Origin of the sequence: Streptomyces sp. NBRC 109706 (genome assembly GCF_000974485.1) — a bacterium.
GTDB lineage: Bacteria > Actinomycetota > Actinomycetes > Streptomycetales > Streptomycetaceae > Streptomyces.
Genome location: NZ_BBOM01000011.1, coordinates 249333 through 267076, shown reverse-complemented (window position 1 = coordinate 267076; position 17744 = coordinate 249333). Strand labels below are relative to the sequence as shown.

Below are 17744 nucleotides of genomic sequence, written 5' to 3'. Positions count from 1 at the left end.
TCCCGTCTCTGACCTGCGGCGAAGCTCAGCGTACCGACCGCATACGGACGAACAAACCATCACAAACAAACCACTCCCCGAGAGGAGCCCCACATGGGCTGGATGATCCAACATGCCCGCCACGCGCCGTCCTACGGCGCCATGAAGGTCCTGATCGCCGAGTTGAAGCGGGTGCTGCCCGCTGATCATCTCGCCCCCCTCGATCCGCTGATTGCGGGCGTCTGCGGCACCGGAGGCTGCCACTTCGACCTCACCCCCGGCCAAGCCTGGGCGACGGCGCGGGCACTGGACGCCGCCGAGGCTCGAATGAAGTGGCGCCCCAGTTCCCGCCGGCATCTGCCGCTCGTCCGCGACCTCGCGACCGCCGCCGACACTGCCCACCGCACCCGCCAGCCCTGGCGCTGGCGCTGACAGCCCAGCCACAAACCGACAGGAGACAGAAAGTCATGAAGTTCAAGATCAAGACCCCGAAGCTGCCCAAGCCCACTCCCAGTCTGCGTAAGCAAGCCAAGGACTTCGGTCGCCGCGCTAAGCCCGGTCGCCCCTACTACGTGGTTGACGAGTTGGTGGGCGGGCCCGACCGGGGCCTGCGTGTCGTCACCGAGGTCCGCTTCACCCGCCGCGCCCTGGTTGGTCTCATGAGCGGCTCCATCACCCCCGAGGGGCTGTGGGAGCAGTACGGCGGCCAGGTCTACGAGGACCGCGGGCACCCCGCCATCCGGCATCTGAAGACCACGGTGGAAATGAAGGAGGACGGCGACAAGTGGGAGGCCCAGCTCCTCGGGAGCGCCGGTCACGCCCAGCAGGTCGCCGATGCGGCCACCGGCACCCGGTTCCGCTCGATCTGGTAGCCCCGCCTGGGGCGCCCCCTTCGCCTGGCAGCACCGGGGCGCCCCTGCACCACCGAACCCACCAACGAGCACGGAGGTAGACCTCATCATGCCCGCGCCCCTGCTTGATATCCGAGTCAGCAGAGCCGATCTCGATCGGCTGCATGCCGGGATTGAGCAGTACCTCACCCAACAGGCCCCGGCCGCCCCGCCGTCGTCGGTCGGCCGCGTGGACGATCTGATCCGCCAGGCCGGCATCGTCACCGGGCCCGCGCCCCGCCAGCCCGGCCGCATCGCCCGAGCCATCCGCCGCCACCGGGCCGTTGCACGGCAGGTGACGGTGGCCGACCACCTCGACCTGGCCGCGCACATAATCCAGACCCGCGGCTGGGCTCAGCGAACCCTCCAGGACGCCCGCGGCGCCGTCTGCATCCTCGGCGCCCAAACCCTCCTCGTCCATCTCGGACACCCACGTGAAGTCACCGAGCGGGCCGGTGACTGGCTCAACCGCCAACTCGGCGGCGGCGCCACCTACTGGCAGTGGCAGGACTGCCGGTGGCGCACGCGCGATCAGGTGCTCAACCTGCTCCGGACCGCCGCCGCCAATGCGCGGATGGAGGGCATCTGATGGCGCGCACCCTCGTGCGGGACGCTGACCGCTGGGTGCTCACCGTCGGCGGCGTAGTCGTCGGCCACCACGCGCCGTTCACCTCCGACATCAATGCCGATATTGAGCAGGCTGCGGCCTGGGCCGAGGGTGTCCTCGGTGCGACCGAGCTGTTGCCCTGGCGGCACGTCAGGAGCCGCCGCGGCGAGCAGTGGGAGGTGTGATGGCCGATCTGTTCGTCCTGCTCTTCGTCGCCCACCTACTGGCCGACTACCCGCTGCAGACCGACCGGCTGGCGGGCCGCAAGGCCGGCTGGACGGAGGGGCCCGAGGACCCCAACCCCGGCCTGCACCACCACGGGTGGGGCGCCAACCTGATCCACGCTGGGACGCACGTCCTGGTGTGCGGGATCGCCCTGCTCGCCGGTGTCGTGGTCCTCGGCGCCGACATCAGCCCGGCCGGGGGCATGCTCGCCCTCGCCTGGATCGGGGTGACGCACAGCCTGATCGACCGGCGTTGGCCCGTCGTCTGGTGGCTGGAGCACACCGGCCAGAAGGAGTTCCTGCGGCACGGCGGTGCGGCCCACGTCGACCAGGCCGCGCACCTGCTGGTGCTCGTCATCGCAGCCGTCGCGCTCGCCGCTTGACCAGCGATCACCGACATGTCACACTGCTCGCGGACGCCACCCGTGCGTCGCGAGCCACCGAAACCCCCGCCACCGCGCGGGGGTTTCGTCATGCAGGGGGTGACCGTGACCCAGGAGCCGCCCTACCCAGACGAGCTGGTCTACGGCCACGAAGCCGCCGCCGAGGTCGGGGTTCCTGAGCAGGTCATCCGATCCTGGGCCAGCCGCGGGCGCGTCCGGCGATACCCCGGCGACGGCCGGCCGTCTGGCCAGGGCCACGGCTACCGCACCATGTATGCCCTGCCCGACGTGCGCGCCGCCGCAGCCGGCTACCGACCTCGCCAGCGCGCCGCATAGACAGCCCTGCACGGGCGGCCGTGCAGGGCCGAAACTCCCGCCGCCCGGCGATGGGGTGAAGAGCCTCCTCCACGGGCCCCACGGCAGCGAGCACGACGCCAGGGTGGTCGTGGAGCGCGCGGCGACCGGGCGGCGGGACAGACTACCCGAGGCGGGTGGAGTGGGGACGCGCCGCCCGGCGGGCACCGGGCGGCGCAACCACCGTCACGGAACGATCACTCGCCGGACGGCGGGCGGGCAGGTGCGAGAAGCTGCCCGGCATGAGAACCCGCACTGCCGTACTGGCCACCGTGACCGCCGCCCTAGCCCTCTCCGCCTGCTCCAGCAGCGACGACGACTCCGAGGCTGGCGACCGGGCCGCCGCCGAGTACAGCGTCCTGAACGAGGAACTGCCCGATGGGGGGATCGGCGAGGCCGAACTCCTCATGCCCGACGCCACGGTGGACACGGCTGAGGCCGCGATCCGCGACTACGCCGACAGCATCGACGGGCCAACCGCCGTCACCGTGCAGGTCGTGCGAAGCGAGGACGCGGCCGTCATCGTCTGCCGAGCCGACTGGCCCGAGGTGGATACGACCATGAACTGCCCGGACCCGGGCGGGAACTGACCCAGCTCGGGGGGTGAGCGTGCCGTCTCGCCCGCCCCGCGTGTGCCTCGGGTGCCGCCAATCGATACCCCCCGGGCCCTGCCCCGAGTGCACCCCCCGGGATACTCGGGGGGTCGACCGGGCCCGCGGCTCAGCCCACCAACGGGGCTACGGCCGACGCCATCGCGGCAGGTTCAGGACTGCCGTCCTCGCGCGGGACGAGACGTGCACCTGCGACCAGGAGTGCCGCAACCACGGCGCGCTGCTCCACGAGCCAGGCGACTGCGACCAGCTCAGCACCGTGGCCGACCACTGGCCCCGGGGAAAGCGGACCCTCCGGGCGGCCGGTCTGGACGATCACGATCCGCAGTACGGGCGCGGCTTGTGTAAGGGCTGCCACGACAGGTGGACTGCTCGATCCTCTCCAGGTGGCTGGGCTGACAGAGGGTAGGGGCGTTCGCATCGCTCAAATCGGACATACCGGAGACCGCCCAGGTGGTGAGCGCTCTACCGCTGGCGGTTTCCTGCTTTTGTGACGGGTGGTGACGTGACCGTGGGTGCACGTGGCCCCCTGAAGATCCCGAAGCACCTGAAGGCGGTCCCGACCGGCGAGCAGGCGGCCGGCACGGTGGCCGAGCGCGTGGATGCCTCGGCCCCGCCGAAGCCACCCGGGTTCCCCGACGACGACCCGGAGTTGGTCGCGCTCTGGGACGCGATCGTCCCCCAGCTCGACCGCGCCGGGCTCCTGACTCCTGCCGACGGCCCGACCATCGAGCTGGCCCTGAGGCACTTCCTCGCGGCCCGCCAGGCCGGCAACGCGTTGGCCGGCGGCGAGGTCGTGCTGGACGACCCGGCGCACGGCGGGACGGCGAAGAAGAACCCGGCCGGCGCCGAGATGCGGTCGCAGTCCCAGCTGTTCCTGGAGTACGCCAAGCAGTTGGGGATGTCGTTCGCGGCGCGCGCTCGGATGCCGGCGAAGGAAGAAGGCGGGGAGGCGAACCCCTTCGCATAGGGGGTGACGGCGGTGACGGTGAAGGTCCCCGGGAAGCGGGTCCTCGACAAGCTGAAGCTCAGCCCCGAGGTCGCCTGGTACCTGCTGGACCGCGGCTACGAGCTGCCGAACTGCCCACCGCGGTGGAAGACGCCGGAGCCGCGCGACGTGGCTGGCGCCGTGTTCGACCCGGCGAGGGTCGACAGGGTGGTGGATGCGTTCCGCCGGCTGAGGCACACGCAGGGGAAGTGGGCGGGCCGGCCCATCACCCTGCGGGCCTGGCAGATCGCCTACCTGATCGGCCCCACCTACGGCTGGGTGCGGCCGACGGCGGACGGCGACGGCCGGATGGTGCGGATCATCCAGACCCAGTACCTGGACATCCCCCGGAAGAACGCGAAGACCACGATCGGCGGCGGCCAGTGCATCTACCTGACCTGCGCCGATGCCGAGCCGGGCGCCCAAGTCTTCGCGCTGGCCACCCGCAAGGATCAGGCGCGGCTGTGCTTCGATCCGGTGCGCCTGCTGGCCACGCACGCCCCAGACCTCAAGGGGCACGTGAAGCCGCTGAAGGACAAGATCCTCCACCCGCGCAGCGGCTCGTTCTTCAGCGTGATGTCGAGCGCGGGCGACGCGATGCACGGCACCAGCCCGCACGCGGCGTTCGTGGACGAGGTGCACCTGCACAAGACGCGCGACCTGATCGAGGCGGTGGAGACCGGCACGGGAGCCCGTGAGCAGCCGCTCATCATGTACGCCACGACGGCCGACTCCGGCGCCCCGTTCAGCCCTTATGCGGAGCTGCGGGAGTACGCGGAGAAGCTGGCCCGCGGCGCCTTGGTCGATCCGACCTTCTACGGCGTCGTCTTCGCCGCAGAGAAGGGCGACGACCCGTTCGCCCCGGAGACCTGGCTGAAGGCCAACCCGGGCCTGGCAGCGGGTGACTCGCCGACGATGGAGAGCATGGAGAAGGCCGCGGCGAAGGCCCGGCAGAACCCCATCGAGCTGGCCTCGTTCCTGCGGCTGCGGCTCGGCATCCGCACGAAGCAGGAGACGAAGTACATCTCGTTGGAGGAATGGGACCGGAACGCCGGCATGGTGGACCGGGCGCAGCTACGGCGGGCCGAGTGCTACGGCGGGCTGGACCTCGCCGCGACGAGCGACCTGTCCGCGCTGTGCTGGATCTTCCCGAACGGGGCGCCCGCCTCGGGGATCGAGGGGTACCGGGCGCTGTGGCGGCTGTGGACGCCGGAGGCGAACCTGGCGGCGCTGCGGGACCGGACGGCCGGCGCCGTGGACGTGTGGGTGCGGCAGGGCTGGTTGACCGTGACCGACGGCGACGTCATGGACTACGGCCACATCCGCGAAGCGATCAACGCCGACCGCGCGTGGTTCAACGTGCAGGAGATCGCCTACGACCCGTGGAACTCGACCCAGCTCATCACGGATCTCGTCAGCGACGAGGCGCCTATGGTGGAGATGAGGCAGGGCTACCGGTCCATGTCGCCGCCGCTGAAGGAACTGGCGCGGCTGCTACGGCAGGGGACGCCGGAGGCGCCGCTGCTGGAGCACGGCGGCAACCCGCCAATGCGCTGGATGATCGACAATCTGGCGGTCGCTACCGACCCCTCGCTCAACGTGAAGCCGGACAAGAAGTCGTCGGCCGACAAGATCGATGGCGTCGTCAGCTTGATCATGGCGCTGGACCGGGCGCGGAACCGGAAGCCGCTCAGGCGTAGCGCCTACGACGAGGACGACGACTGGGACGAGGACGGCGACGCGATCGCCGGCTGACAGGGGGTGCTCGGTGGGCCTCTGGCAGCGGTTCAAGGCGGCGGCGTGGTGGGGTAGTCGTCCCACCCGAAGTTCGTGGGCGCGGCCCGAGTTCGGCTGGCAGCCGCTGGACCTGACGCACGTACTGGGGCAGGACCCGTCCGAGCTGTGGCGGACCCAGCCCCACCTGCGGACCGTGGTGGACTTCATCGCCCGGAACGTGGCCCAGCTCGGGCTGCACACCCACGACCGGGTGTCGGACACCGACCGGCGCCGGGTGACCACCTCGCCGGCGGCATCACTGCTGCGTCGGCCGAACCCGGATCAGACGACCTACGAGCTGGTCTACGCGACGGTCGCCGACATGGCGCTGCACGACAGGGCGTTCTGGTGGGTGTCGCGGGACGCCTCGGCGGACACGGGCTGGGTGCTGCGGCAGATCCCGACGGCGTGGGTCGTGCAGGGTCTGGGAGGCACGGTGTTCGCCCCGGGCGAGTGGGTGGTGCGCCCGCCCGCCGCGACGGAGCCGATCGTGATCCCGGCCGCCCAGATGGTCACGTTCCACGGCTGGGACCCGGGCGACCCGAGTTCGGGCAGCTCGCCGGTGCGCGCGTTGAAGCTGATCCTGTCGGAGCAGATCCACGCGTACACCTACCGCGAGCAGGTGTGGCAGCGCGGCGGCAGGGTCGCGGCGGTGATCGAGCGGCCGATGGACGCACCAGCCTGGGGCTCGAAGGGGAAGGAGCGGTTCCGCAAGGAGTGGCAGTCGAGCTACACGGGCTCGGGCCCGGAGGCCGGCGGGACGGCGATCCTCGAAGACGGCATGAAGCTCGTCAAGGCCAGCTTCAGCGCGCGCGAGGACGAGTTCGTCGCAGCCGCCACGCTGTCGCTCACGACAGTGGCCAGCACCTACCAGGTCAACCCCACGATGGTCGGCGTCCTGGACAACGCGAACTACAGCAACGTGCGCGAGTTCCGCCGGTCGCTGTACGGCGACTCGCTCGGCCCGTGGCTGACGATGCTCCAGGACCGCATCAACGCCTTCCTGCTACCCATGCTCGGCGAACCGGCCGACCACTACGTCGAGTTCCCCGTCGAGGCGAAGTTGCGCGGCTCCCCGGAGGAGCAGGCGGCGGCCTTCCAGGGCGCGGTTGGGCGGCCGTGGATGACGGCCGACGAGGCGCGCGCGAAGCAGAACATGCCCGCGATCGGCGGCGATGCCGCCGAGTTGGTGACACCGCTGAACGTGCTGGTCGGCGGACAGGCGTCGCCGCAGGACTCGGCCCCGCCTCCGGACCCGACAGCCGACCCTCTGCCGCGTGAGACGAGCGGGGTGGTGCGGGGAAAAGCGGTGAAGGCGCCGATCCGGGCGCGGCCGGTGCGGGCCGACACCTACGAGCAGCAGTATGAGCGCCGACTCGCACGCTGGTTCGGCGACTTCGAGGCGGCGGTGCTCGCCGGGTACGGCGCGGCGAAGCGCGGCCCGGTCCGCGTCAAGCAGGTTGAGGACTACGTGGACCGCGAGGCGTGGCAGCAGTCCCTCGCTGACCTCCTCCTCCAACTCGGGCTCGCGACATCGACTGCGGCAGCCGAGGCCCTGCTGGAGCAGATCGGCCTGCCGCCGGAGGACTACAACGCCGAGGCCACAGTCGCGTGGCTGACCGCGATGGCCGCCGGCGTCGCCGAGGGCATCGTCGGCGCGACGATCGCCGAGGCCGACGAGGCGCTGGAGGACACCGGCCGAACCGACGACGAAGGGCAGCCGGTACCGCCAGAGGAGCGCCTGGCCGGCGCGCTCGCGGCGGCGGCCGGGTCGCGGGTGCCGGAGATCGCCGCCAGCCAGGTCACCGCGATGAGCGGGTTCGGGCAGACCGAGGCGGCGCGCGGCGCCGGAGGCGAACCAACGAAGACGTGGCGCGTGCAGTCCACCAACCCAAGGCCGGCGCACCGGCGGATGGACGGCGAGACCGTGCCGCTGGACGACCGGTTCTCCAACGGCGCCCGCTGGCCGGCGGACAGCTCGCTGGATGACGCGCAGCGCGCCGGCTGCAAGTGCGCTGTCGAAGTGGCATTCGAGTTCTGAGCCCGGGAGGGGCATTGTGCTGATCAAGGACGCACCCGCTCGGGTGAAGGTCACGGACGTCGACGCGGAGAGCGGCGGCGGGGAGTTCACCGCGCTGGTCTCGGTGTTCGGGAACATCGACAGCTACGGCGATGTCGTGCAGCCCGGCGCATTCGAGCGGACGCTGAAGGAGTGGTCGGCCAGCGGCTACCCGATCCCCGTCTACTGGGGCCACAACCTGGCCGACCCCGACTACAACATCGGCTCGATCGTCGAGGCGGTGGAGACCGACCGCGGCCTCCAGGTTCGCGCCCAGCTCGACATGGATTCCCCGAAGGCGCCGCAGGTCTACCGTCTACTGAAGGGCGGCCGGGTCAAGGAGTTCAGCTTCGGCTACCAGGTGCGGGACGCCGGGTGGGGCGAGAAGGACGGAGCCGAGGTCTACGAGCTGCGCGACATCGACCTCTACGAGGTGTCCGTGGTGCCGGTCGGCGCGAACCCCGCGACCGAGCTACAGACCGTGAAGGCCCTCGGCGAACGCACCGGTCGCGCTGTGGCCCGGGCCCTGGAAGGCATCAAGGCTGGACGCGTCCTGTCCGGCAAGAACGAGAACGCCTTGCGCGAGGCGCGCGATCAGCTTGTCGCCGCTGCCGAGGGCATCGACGGCGTGCTGTCCGCGCTCGATACGCCGGAGCCCCCGGTGGCCGACGAGGCGGGCGACGAGAAGAAGAGCCAGGAGCAGACCCCGGCCACGGAGCAGGAACCGGACCCCGCCGCCGGCACCAAGTCGGATGAGCCGGGAGCGCCCACGCCTGACTTCGCCGCCGCCTCCCTGGAGGCCAGAGTCAACATCAAGAAGAGGAGTGCGCAGTGAACCTGCGTGAACAGCGCGACGCCGCGCTCAAGGCCGCCCAGGAGCCGATCGAGGCCGCGAAGACCGCCGGGCGCGCGATGACGAAGGACGAGATCGCGGAGAGCGAGAAGCACCTCGCCCGCGTCGACGAGTTGGACGAGCAGATCGGGCAGGCCGAGAAGGCGGCGGCTCTGGCGGCGAAGGCATTCGCCGTGCCCGCCGGGCAGCCGAATCCGGGCGGCACCGGTGAGGCCGTCGGCGTGGCCGCGAAGCTCGCTGCCGACGAGGCGTACAAGTCGGCGACGCTCGCAGCGAAGTCCCGCACGCGGTTCAGCCAGCGCAGCGTGGAGTTCGGGGCGAAGGACTTCTCGACTGGCGGTGCGGCCGGCGGGCTGGTGCAGACCCAGTACGGGCAGGTCGTTCCCGAGGTGCTGCGGCGCCCGACGATCGCGACCCTGCTCGGGTCCGGCACGCTGTCGGCGACGACCCTCACCTACTACGTGCAGGGGCCGACCACCGGAGGATTCGCGCCCGTCGCCGAACTCGGCGAGAAGCCCGCGATCGACTTCGGCTTCGAGCCGCAGATCGAGACCCTCACGAAGATCGCCGGCATCACCAAGATCTCGGACGAGTCCTTCCAGGACGTCCCCTACCTGGTCAGCGTGATCGAGGGACAGATGCGGCTGCGTCTCGTCCTCGCCGAGGAGGACCAGCTCCTCAACGGCGACGGCACGGGCATCAACATGACCGGCATCCTGAACCGGGACGGCATCCTCACCGAGGCGTCGGCCGGCCCGGACGACGACCTGGACGCGCTGTTCCGCGCGATGACGAACATCGACCTCGCGACCCAGCTGCCGGCCGACGCCGTGGTCATCAACCCGCTCGACTACCAGCGGCTGAGGCTGTCGCGCGATGCGAACGAGCAGTACTTCGCGGGCGGCCCCTTCACCGGCGCCTACGGCAACGGCGGCTTCGGCCTGAACCCGGGGCTGTGGCAGCAGCGGACCGTCATCACCTCGGCGATCGCCGAGGGCACGGCTCTCGTCGGCGCGTTCGAGATCGGCGGCCAGGTGCTCCGCAAGGGCGGCGTGAGCGTCGAGATGACCAACAGCGACCAGGACGACTTCATCCACAACCGGGTGACGTTGCGCGCTGAGGAGCGCCTGCTCCTGGCCGTGTACCAGCCGGCGGCTTTCTGCGAGGTCACCCTCGCTGGGTCCGGTTCCTGATCGACTCACCGGCCGGGCGGTCCTGCCGCCCGGCCACACCGGAGGGAGAGTGTGCGATGTCCCGTGCGGCGAGGTTGCGCGAGTACGAGGTGGACGTCCGGCCGGGCGTCACGCTGACGATGAAGCTGAGCCCGGAGAAGGTGGCCGAGCGTGGCGACCCGAAGCGGGTCCGTGAGGTGAAGGCGCGGCCGGCGCCCAACAAGTCCCGCCAGCTGGCGAACAAGTCCACCGGGGGCTGAGGTGGCGTCCCTGGAGGAGCTGCGGGATCGGCTGCGGCGCCGGCCGGGGACCGACCTGACGGATGAGCAGGCGGATGACCTGCTGGCCGAGGCCGCCGACGTGGTGCGGGACTACTGCGGCTGGCGGGTGTGGCCGCGGTTGACCGGCACGGTGACGGTGGACACGGTCGGAGGGCCGGTCGCCGGCCTGCCGTCCCTGATGCTGCACCAGGTGCTGGCGGTGGAGACTCGGCCGCAGCACGACCTCGCCCCGGATGCCTGGGCGGCTGTGGCCGGCGGGTGGGACTGGTCGGCCGGCGGCTGGCTGTGGCGGTGCGGCTGTTGGCCGGACGGCCCGCGCCGGCTGCGCGTCGAGATGGACTCGGGCTACGAGGAGCCGCCGGGCGCGATCGGCTCGGTGCTGATCGCGGTGGCGGCGCGGACGGCGACCGCCCCGGTCGGCGTCTCGTCGGAGCAGGCGGGCGGCGAGTCCGTCTCCTACGCAACGAGCGGGTCCTCGGACGATTCGGGCGCCGGCGGCATGCTGACCGGCGCGGAGCGCAGGGTGCTGGACCGATACCGGCTGGCCAACAGGCCGTAGGGGGTGGACTTGTGCCGTTCCCCTGGTTCACCGACAGCATCACCCGCGTCCGCGCCCCGCTGGTGGACAACTCCTACGGCGACCCGGAGCGGGACTGGTCCGCGGCCGAACGCACGACGCTGACCGGCTGGCGCGTGCAGCCCGTGCAGGGCTCCCGCCAGCCCGCCGCCGAGACGATCCCGCGCGACGGGCTGGAGAGAAACCGGCGCGCGTTCGGACCGCTGACCGTCGACATCGAGCAGACCGACCGCATCGAGTGGGCCGGCGCCACCTGGGTCATCGACGGAGACGTCGACCGCTGGCGCGGGCCCACGGGGCGGCTGGCCCACATCGAGATCCTGCTGACCCGGATGGAGGGATGAGCCGTGGCGCGTGCGACCGTCCGCATCCAGATCGACTACGAGGGAGTCGGCCGACTGGCAACCGGCGACGAGCTGCGGGCCGATCTCCAGCGGCGCGCCGAGCGCGTGGGCGCCGCAGCCCAGGCAGCGGCACCGGAGATGCAGGAGGGCGCGATCGAGGTCGACGCCACTACGCGGCGCGGCCGGGACCGGGTGCGCGGCATCGTGACCGCCCGCCACCCCGGCGTCCTGCACGCCGAAGCGAAGCACCGGTTCCTCGGCAGGGCGATCGACGCGGCAGGCAACTGATGGCCGCCCCAGCGGTCCGGTTCCCGGACGCCACGCTGGTGGCGGTCGACTACCTGCGGCCCCTGCTGGACCCGGTGCACGTCGGCACCCGCGTGCCGAGGCCGCGCCTGCCGGAGATGGTGCTGCTACGCCGCCTGGGCGGACCGCGGCGAAACCCGATCGTGGACGACGCACGGATCGACGTGCAGGTGTGGGCGCCCGACGATTCCCGGGCGTCCGACCTCGCGGAGTCCGCCCGGTATCACCTGGCCCGCATCTGCGAGGCGGTGCCCGAGGTTCGCGTCTCGACAGAGGAGACCGGGCCGACCCTCATTCCCGACGCGCCCAGCGACGTACCGCGGGTGCTGATGACCGTTGTGCTGTCGGTCCGTGGAGCGGTGCCGACCTAAGAGAGGAGCGCACCGTGGCGAAGAACACGGACAACGCGAGGGCCTGGTACGGGTTCGACAGCGGCCTGTGGGTGACCCTCCCGGGTTCCCCGGTCGCCGAGTTCCCCCTGCCTCCGATCCACGACGAGACGGGCGCGTTCGTCCCACCCGGCGACGAGTTCTACGAGGTCGGCTGGCTGTCGGAGGACGGGCCGACGCAGGGGCGGAACCGGACGGTCGAACGTTTCCGCGCCTGGCAAGGGAACTCGATCGTTCGGACAGCCGTGACCGAAGACGACCACACCGTGCAGTTCCAGGCGCTGGAAGACAACTGGGTGGTCGCCGGGCTGCGCTACCCCGACAGCATCACGACGACGACCGGCGACCAGACGCAGACCGTGGTCGTCCAGCAGTCTGGCGAGGACGTGCGAAGCGGCTGCCTCGATCTCGTCGACGGCGGGATTTGGAAGAGGATCTACATCCCGACGTTGGTCGTCGACGAGCAGGGCGACATCGCTCACACGGCGGGGCAGCTCACCTTCTACGAGATGACGCTTCTGGCGAAGGTCCACGTCATGGAAGTGGACGGCGTCTCGCGCGGTGTCGCGCTGATCGAGAACACCAACAACCCCGCCATGATCATGCCGGGTTCCTGACGGAACCCACCCCCCTCATCTGGGGCGTCCCCGCCATGCGCGGTCCGGGGGCGCCCCGCCGCTTTCCTGACCGCGCGCCCACTGAGGAGACCGCGCATGAGTAGGACCACGTTCGACTTGGAGGAACTGCGGCGCAGGGCCGCGCAGCGGAAGGGCGGTGACCGGCTGACGATCACCGTCAGCGGGAAGCCGTACAGCATCCCCGCGCCCGGCTTCTGGCCGGACGAGCTGAAGGAAGCGGCGCAGAAGGTGCGGGAGACCGGCGACGTGCCGTTCGCCCGCCGCCTGATGGGCGCCGAGCAGTACGACCGGTTCGTCGCCGCCGGCGGGCGGGCGGACGACTTGCTGCTGCTGATCGACGAGCACAAGAGCAATCAGGGTGTCGAGAGCCTGGGGGAATCTTCGCCCTCGTCGACCTCCTGAGCGAGTACGGCGGGGAGATCGAGCACGACCTCCTCATCCTCGGGCTGGACTTGGACGACATCGGCGCGCCGCACCTCACATGGGGGCGACTGTGGCGGCTCGTCCACGTCATCCCGCAGACCTCCCGCAGTGCGCTGGCCTGGGCCAAGGCGCGCGAGTCCGGCGTGTACCCGCTCGATGTCGAGCTGTTGGCAGGCACGTTCGATGCGCTGGCCACGGCCAACTGGCAGCGCTCGAAGAAGGGCTCGCAGCCCGGCTCCGCGCCGAAGCCCGTCCCGCGCCCGAGCAAGGTTGAGGCCCTGCGCGGCCAGGCCCGCGACCAACTGATCGAGCGAGGCAAGGCGCTCCTTCGCCGGCAGCGTCCCCGACCACGGCCGCCCGGCCACTGACCACCGGCTGGGGGTGACCGCCATGGCCACCGCCACCGGACCGCAGGTCGGCACCGCCTGGATCGCGGTAACCCCGTCCTTCCGCGGCTTCGGATCTGATCTCCAGCGGGGGATGACGGACGAGCTGACGCGGGCCGCCCGCCGCGCCGGTGACGATGCGGGCGACGCCGCCGGCGACGCCCTCAACTCGTCGTTCTCCGACCGCATGTCGGGGTTCGCCGACAGCATGTCCGGCGTCGGCGCGCTGGCCGGCGGCACCCTCGCCGTCGGCCTCGGCGTCGGCATGGCCGCCGCCATGGACACCAGCGCGGCCACCAGCCGGCTCGCCGCCCAGCTCGACTTGACCGCCGACGAGGCGCAACGCGCTGGCGAGATCGCCGGCGACGTCTACGCCAGAGGATTCGGCGGCTCGATGGGTGAGGTGTCCGAGGCTGTCGGCGCCGTCGCCTCGTCGGTGTCCAGCCTCGCGGACACCACGGACGCCGAGATGGAGCAGATGACCGCCTCGGCTGTGGCGCTGGCGGACATCTACCAGTGGGACGTGGCGGACGCGGCCACGGCCGCCGGTCAGGCCATCGAGAACGGCCTGGCTGCCGACGGGGTTGAGGCGTTCGACCTGCTCGCCGCAGCGGCAGCGGCACTCCCCGCCTCGATGCGTGGTGACGTGCCGCTCGTCATCCAGGAGTACTCCGAACAGTTCCAGCGGTTGGGCTTGGACGGGGCAACCGCCTTCGGATTGATGAGCCAGTTCGTGCAGGCGGGCGGGCGCGACATTGACCAGGCCGCCGACGTGATCCATGAGTTCGCGCGGATCACGGCTGAGGACACCGAGGCCGCCGCCGAGGCGTTCCAGGGGCTCGGGCTCAACGCGGAGAGCATGTTGGCCGCGATCCACTCGGGCGGGCCCGAGGCCGCTGCGGCCATGGGGGATACGCTGGAGGCCCTCCGCGGCGTGGAGGACCCGGCCGAACGCGCTCAACTGGCAGTCGAGTTGTTCGGCGACATGGCCGGAGAGTCGGCAGACGCCCTGCTGGCGATGGACCCAGCGACCGCGTCTGCCGTTGACGGGCTGGACGACGTGTCGGGCGCCGCGCAGGGCGTCACCGACGCGCTGGAGGACGACCCAGGCCAGCAGTTCGAGTCCCAGATGCGGACGCTCGCCGGGACGCTGGGCGATGCCCTGATGCCGGTGCTTTCCGGGGTCGCCTCGTTCGCCAGCCAGCATCCCGGGCTGTTCCAGGCGATCGCGGTCGCCGTCCTCGTGGCGGCTGGCGCCTTCACCGCGCTGTCGATCGGCCTCTGGGCGGTGAACACGGCGCTGCTGGCCAACCCCGTGACGTGGATCGTCCTCGGCGTAATCGCCGCGATCGCCCTGCTGGCCGCCGGGGTTGCGGCCGTCATCATCTACTGGGACGAGATCGTCGCCGCCACGAAGGCCGCCTGGGACTGGGTCTGGGACAAGATCTCGTCGATCGCGCAATGGGTCGTCGACTTGTTCATGACATGGCATCCGGTCGGGATCATCATCTCCCACTGGGACGACATCAAGGCCGCCACCGGCGCAGCCTGGCAATGGGTGCTGGACCGCATCAGCGACGCCTGGACCGGGATTCGTGACGGCGCATCGGCGGCCCTCCGTGGCCTGCGTGATCTGATCTCCGACGCCTGGCAGTGGGTGAAGGACACCACGTCAGGCGCCTGGGGTGCCGTGCGCAACGCCATCGTCACCGGACTGTTGGGCGCGTGGCGGGCCGTGTCCGGCGTCGGCGGCTGGTTCGTCGACATCGGCCGCGCGATCATTGCGGGCATCGCGTCTGGCGTCCGTGCCGCTGCCGCAGGGCTGCGGGACATGGTGGTAGGCGCTGCGCGCTCGGCCCTCAACGGCGTCAAATCCTTCCTCGGCATCGGCTCGCCGTCGCGGATGTTCGCCGATGAGGTCGGCCAGTGGATTCCCGCCGGCGTCCAGGTCGGCGTGGAGGCCGGCACGCCTGCACTCACCCAGGCCATTGACCACATGGTGCAGGTTCCGGACCCGCCGACGGTGCGTGCGACCGTCGCCACCGGAACGGCAGCCACCGCCGCGCCGACGATCGAGATCGTGGCCGGCGACCGACACCTCATGGCCTGGCTGGAGGGCATCGTGCGCACCCAGTACGGCGGCGACATCCGGCGTGTCGGGGCTGCGTGGTGAGCCGCCGAGCCACCGTCCGGGTCGGGCTGACCCGGACGACGAAGCGCCACCGGTCCGCCGCTGCCGCAGCCGCCGAGGCCGCCTGGTACGAGCGCGTTCCGTGGGCCGCCCCCCGCCTGATCTCGATAGAGGGCCCGGTGTTGGTGCTGGAGACGTGCACGCCGCAGGTCCGCTGTGGGCCCCGCTGGCGGCCGGTGCGCGGGCTGCACGAACTGCTGCTCCGGCTACACGCCGAGGGTGTCCACCACCGTGACGTCCACGTCCGCAATCTCGTGCGCGGGCACGACGGTCGGCCGCTGCTCATCGACTGGGAGACCGCGATCTACCAGCCGTCCGACCTGTCCTACGACCTGCATGGGCCTGGCGCGTCCGGGGTGCCCGTGCCGGAGATTCACGCCGCGCACACCCCGCAGTGGTGGGGCAGCCCGCAGCGCATGTCGATCAAGAACCAGTGGGGGTGCGATGTACCAGCCCAGACGCCGTAACGGCCGCGACATCGGAACGCCAGCCCGGCCCGCCGCGCCTCGATACGAGGCGATCGCCCGCGAGCTGGACGGACAGAGCGGGCTGCGCGTGCTCGACCTCGGCGCCCACGAGGGGTACTTCGCACTGCGGCTGGCCGAGAAGTTCGACTGTCACGTCACAGCGGTGGACGACTGGCGCGGGCTGCGGCCAGCGCTGGAGGAGGCCGGCGATCCGCGCGTCACCGGCATCTACGAGCGGATCACCCCAGAGTCGCTGGCGGGCCTGGGCGACTGGGACGTCATCCTGTGCCTCAGCGTCCTGCACCACGTGCCGTGGTGGGAACAGATGCTCACCCAGATCCGCGCCCAGTCCCGGCTGCTGGTCTGCGAGGTCGCCGTCGCTCACGAGGTGCTGCCCCGCGCGGTGGCGCACTGCCCGGAGATCCCCGACGCGGTGAAGGCCCTCGGCGGCCGGATCATCGCCCGCACTCCCGGCTACCGTTCCCGGAAGCTGCGGCCCATGTACGCGATTGGAGACCTCGGTTGACCGCGAGCTGGCCGATCGGCGTCGTCACCTCCGCATGGGGCGCCTACGGCCGCTACCTGCCCGAATGGGTAAAGAGCGTCGCCGCGCAGACCGTGCGGCCGGAGATCGTCACCGTGCTGGACGCCGGAGTTGACGACATCGGGCCGACCCGTGAGGCGCTGGACGAGTCCGGGCTGCCGTGGCAGGTCGTGCGCGACACCTACCGGGGCATGGGAGCGGCGAGGAACCGGGCAGTGGAGGCGACGCCCACCGAGTGGGTGATGCACCTGGACGCCGACGACCTACTCCTGCCGCACTGCCTCGCCGACGTTCGGGCGCTCGCCCCGTGGGCCGACGTCGTTTCCGTCGGGATGCGACGCGGACGACGGGAGATCGTGTTCCCCCGCGCCTCCGCTCGCCAGGCGCTGTCCGGTAGGCAGGTGGCGTTCTCGTGCGCCGCGTTCCGGCGCAGCCTCTGGACTCGGTCACCGTGGCACGAGGCGAACGACTGGATCGACAGCGCGTTCTGGCTCGGGCTCGCGCGGCGAGGCGCGCGGTTCGCCGGCGCCACGCGGCCGGGCGCCGTCTACCGGCAGCACGCCGGGAGCTTCAGCCGTCGCCTCACCCACCGGGACCGCGCGGCGGCCCGTGCCCAGCTCGACCGGATGGTTCGCGACCCGGCGTGGTCCCCGTGAGCGTCACCGTGGTGATCCCGTGGCACCCGGGGTGCCCGCACCGGGAGGCGGCGCTCGGCTGGGTGCTGGCCCGCTGGCGGGCTGCCGGCTACGAGCCGCTGCTCGGCCGGGCGCCGGCCGGGCCGTGGCGTAAGGCCGCGGCCGTCGCCGACGGGCTGCGGCGGGCGGCGGGCGGTGTGCTGGTCGTGGCGGACGCCGACGTGTGGACGGACGGCATCGGCGAGGCGATCGACGCGGTCGCGGGCAGGGCGCCGTGGGCGATCCCGCACGGGCCCGTGCGCCGCCTGACCCGGGTTGCGACCGACGCCGTACTCTCCGGTGGCCCGCTCGACGGGCCGCTGGAGCAGCCGCCGTACCGCGGGTTCGAGGGTGGCGGCATCGTCGCGCTACGCCGCGACCTCTACAACAAGGTGCCGCTCGACCGGCGGTTCGCCGGATGGGGACAAGAAGATGAGGCGTGGGCGCTCGCCCTCCGGACGCTCGCCGGGCCCCCATGGCGCGGGGATGCCCCGCTGTGGCATCTCTGGCACCCGCCCCAGGCGCGCGACTCCCGCCGCTGGGGCTCCGCCAACTCCCGCGCCCTGTATCGCCGATACCGCCGCGCCGCTGGCCGGCCCGACGGGATGCGGACCCTACTGGATTAGAT

The 17744-nt window shown here is 71.5% G+C and carries 24 protein-coding genes; all 24 read left to right on the top strand.

Translation table 11 applies throughout. From position 1 onward, the window contains the following. Positions 1-93: 93 nt before the first annotated feature. The 24 genes from AOM46_RS26085 to AOM46_RS34265 all read left to right on the top strand — a co-directional run bounded on the left by AOM46_RS26085 (position 94) and on the right by AOM46_RS34265 (position 17742). Complete coding sequence (locus tag AOM46_RS26085; RefSeq protein WP_062215772.1) at positions 94-411, top strand: hypothetical protein; 318 nt, start codon at positions 94-96, stop codon at positions 409-411. A 35-nt stretch (positions 412-446) separates the two neighbouring features. Continuing rightward, positions 447-851 (top strand): hypothetical protein, encoded by a 405-nt coding sequence (locus AOM46_RS26080; RefSeq protein WP_062215770.1) that lies wholly within the window; start codon positions 447-449, stop codon positions 849-851. 88 nt (positions 852-939) lie between these two features. Further along, positions 940-1458 (top strand): hypothetical protein, encoded by a 519-nt coding sequence (locus AOM46_RS26075; protein ID WP_062215767.1) that lies wholly within the window; start codon positions 940-942, stop codon positions 1456-1458. Beyond that, positions 1458-1661: a hypothetical protein gene (locus AOM46_RS26070; RefSeq protein WP_062215765.1), complete on the top strand. Its 204-nt coding sequence runs from the start codon at positions 1458-1460 to the stop codon at positions 1659-1661. The genes AOM46_RS26075 and AOM46_RS26070 overlap by 1 nt, the downstream gene beginning before the upstream one ends. Next, positions 1661-2083 (top strand): DUF3307 domain-containing protein, encoded by a 423-nt coding sequence (locus tag AOM46_RS26065; RefSeq protein ID WP_107080183.1) that lies wholly within the window; start codon positions 1661-1663, stop codon positions 2081-2083. Before AOM46_RS26070 ends, AOM46_RS26065 begins: the two co-directional genes overlap by 1 nt. Positions 2084-2679: 596 nt before the next feature. Then, positions 2680-3027 (top strand): hypothetical protein, encoded by a 348-nt coding sequence (locus AOM46_RS26055; RefSeq protein WP_158920651.1) that lies wholly within the window; start codon positions 2680-2682, stop codon positions 3025-3027. Positions 3028-3553: 526 nt separating this feature from the next. Continuing rightward, entirely contained in the window at positions 3554-4018 is a 465-nt protein-coding gene (locus AOM46_RS26050; RefSeq protein ID WP_062215757.1) for a P27 family phage terminase small subunit, read from the top strand. A 12-nt stretch (positions 4019-4030) separates the two neighbouring features. Further along, positions 4031-5791, top strand: a complete 1761-nt coding sequence (locus tag AOM46_RS26045; protein ID WP_234314009.1) for a terminase large subunit — start codon at positions 4031-4033, stop codon at positions 5789-5791. 13 nt (positions 5792-5804) lie between these two features. Continuing rightward, positions 5805-7853, top strand: coding sequence for a phage portal protein (locus tag AOM46_RS26040; protein ID WP_062215754.1), 2049 nt, complete (start codon positions 5805-5807; stop codon positions 7851-7853). 16 nt (positions 7854-7869) lie between these two features. Next, positions 7870-8706: an HK97 family phage prohead protease gene (locus tag AOM46_RS26035; protein ID WP_062215752.1), complete on the top strand. Its 837-nt coding sequence runs from the start codon at positions 7870-7872 to the stop codon at positions 8704-8706. Beyond that, positions 8703-9917: a phage major capsid protein gene (locus AOM46_RS26030; protein WP_062215751.1), complete on the top strand. Its 1215-nt coding sequence runs from the start codon at positions 8703-8705 to the stop codon at positions 9915-9917. The genes AOM46_RS26035 and AOM46_RS26030 overlap by 4 nt, the downstream gene beginning before the upstream one ends. A gap of 56 nt (positions 9918-9973) precedes the next feature. Next, positions 9974-10156 carry a hypothetical protein gene (locus AOM46_RS26025; protein WP_062215749.1) on the top strand — a complete coding sequence of 61 codons (183 nt, stop codon included), beginning with the start codon at positions 9974-9976 and terminating at the stop codon, positions 10154-10156. 1 nt (position 10157) lies between these two features. Beyond that, complete coding sequence (locus tag AOM46_RS26020; protein ID WP_062215747.1) at positions 10158-10736, top strand: hypothetical protein; 579 nt, start codon at positions 10158-10160, stop codon at positions 10734-10736. A gap of 11 nt (positions 10737-10747) precedes the next feature. Then, positions 10748-11098, top strand: a complete 351-nt coding sequence (locus AOM46_RS26015; protein ID WP_062215745.1) for a hypothetical protein — start codon at positions 10748-10750, stop codon at positions 11096-11098. A 3-nt stretch (positions 11099-11101) separates the two neighbouring features. Beyond that, positions 11102-11386: a hypothetical protein gene (locus AOM46_RS26010; protein WP_062215743.1), complete on the top strand. Its 285-nt coding sequence runs from the start codon at positions 11102-11104 to the stop codon at positions 11384-11386. A 38-nt stretch (positions 11387-11424) separates the two neighbouring features. Then, a complete protein-coding gene (locus AOM46_RS26005; RefSeq protein ID WP_234314006.1) occupies positions 11425-11775 on the top strand; it encodes a hypothetical protein in 351 nt (116 codons plus the stop codon). A gap of 14 nt (positions 11776-11789) precedes the next feature. Continuing rightward, positions 11790-12410: a hypothetical protein gene (locus AOM46_RS26000; protein ID WP_062215739.1), complete on the top strand. Its 621-nt coding sequence runs from the start codon at positions 11790-11792 to the stop codon at positions 12408-12410. Positions 12411-12506: 96 nt separating this feature from the next. Continuing rightward, the gene (locus AOM46_RS25995; RefSeq protein ID WP_062215737.1) at positions 12507-12833 is read left to right on the top strand and encodes a hypothetical protein; all 327 of its coding nucleotides are present in this window, start codon (positions 12507-12509) and stop codon (positions 12831-12833) included. Positions 12834-12883: 50 nt separating this feature from the next. After that, the gene (locus AOM46_RS25990) at positions 12884-13222 is read left to right on the top strand and encodes a hypothetical protein (protein ID WP_062215735.1); all 339 of its coding nucleotides are present in this window, start codon (positions 12884-12886) and stop codon (positions 13220-13222) included. Positions 13223-13244: 22 nt separating this feature from the next. After that, the gene (locus AOM46_RS25985; protein ID WP_158920648.1) at positions 13245-15413 is read left to right on the top strand and encodes a hypothetical protein; all 2169 of its coding nucleotides are present in this window, start codon (positions 13245-13247) and stop codon (positions 15411-15413) included. Then, positions 15410-15898, top strand: coding sequence for a phosphotransferase (locus tag AOM46_RS34270; RefSeq protein WP_158920645.1), 489 nt, complete (start codon positions 15410-15412; stop codon positions 15896-15898). Before AOM46_RS25985 ends, AOM46_RS34270 begins: the two co-directional genes overlap by 4 nt. Next, on the top strand, positions 15876-16424 hold the full coding sequence (locus AOM46_RS33525) for a bifunctional 2-polyprenyl-6-hydroxyphenol methylase/3-demethylubiquinol 3-O-methyltransferase UbiG (RefSeq protein ID WP_067226587.1): 549 nt from the start codon (positions 15876-15878) through the stop codon (positions 16422-16424). The genes AOM46_RS34270 and AOM46_RS33525 overlap by 23 nt, the downstream gene beginning before the upstream one ends. Next, positions 16421-17098, top strand: a complete 678-nt coding sequence (locus AOM46_RS32530) for a glycosyltransferase family A protein (RefSeq protein WP_062215726.1) — start codon at positions 16421-16423, stop codon at positions 17096-17098. The genes AOM46_RS33525 and AOM46_RS32530 overlap by 4 nt, the downstream gene beginning before the upstream one ends. Beyond that, positions 17095-17742 carry a hypothetical protein gene (locus tag AOM46_RS34265; RefSeq protein ID WP_067226624.1) on the top strand — a complete coding sequence of 216 codons (648 nt, stop codon included), beginning with the start codon at positions 17095-17097 and terminating at the stop codon, positions 17740-17742. Before AOM46_RS32530 ends, AOM46_RS34265 begins: the two co-directional genes overlap by 4 nt. The last annotated feature ends 2 nt before the right edge of the window (positions 17743-17744 follow it).

Excerpts from the sequence above, each read along its gene's own strand:
- AOM46_RS26085 (WP_062215772.1), top strand. The coding sequence starts at position 94 with ATGGGCTGGATGATCCAACATGCCCGCCACGCGCCGTCCTACGGCGCC.
- AOM46_RS26080 (WP_062215770.1), top strand. The coding sequence starts at position 447 with ATGAAGTTCAAGATCAAGACCCCGAAGCTGCCCAAGCCCACTCCCAGT.
- AOM46_RS26075 (WP_062215767.1), top strand. The coding sequence starts at position 940 with ATGCCCGCGCCCCTGCTTGATATCCGAGTCAGCAGAGCCGATCTCGAT.
- AOM46_RS26070 (WP_062215765.1), top strand. The coding sequence starts at position 1,458 with ATGGCGCGCACCCTCGTGCGGGACGCTGACCGCTGGGTGCTCACCGTC.
- AOM46_RS26065 (WP_107080183.1), top strand. The coding sequence starts at position 1,661 with ATGGCCGATCTGTTCGTCCTGCTCTTCGTCGCCCACCTACTGGCCGAC.
- AOM46_RS26055 (WP_158920651.1), top strand. The coding sequence starts at position 2,680 with ATGAGAACCCGCACTGCCGTACTGGCCACCGTGACCGCCGCCCTAGCC.
- AOM46_RS26025 (WP_062215749.1), top strand. The coding sequence starts at position 9,974 with ATGTCCCGTGCGGCGAGGTTGCGCGAGTACGAGGTGGACGTCCGGCCG.
- AOM46_RS25995 (WP_062215737.1), top strand. The coding sequence starts at position 12,507 with ATGAGTAGGACCACGTTCGACTTGGAGGAACTGCGGCGCAGGGCCGCG.
- AOM46_RS25985 (WP_158920648.1), top strand. The coding sequence starts at position 13,245 with ATGGCCACCGCCACCGGACCGCAGGTCGGCACCGCCTGGATCGCGGTA.
- AOM46_RS33525 (WP_067226587.1), top strand. The coding sequence starts at position 15,876 with ATGTACCAGCCCAGACGCCGTAACGGCCGCGACATCGGAACGCCAGCC.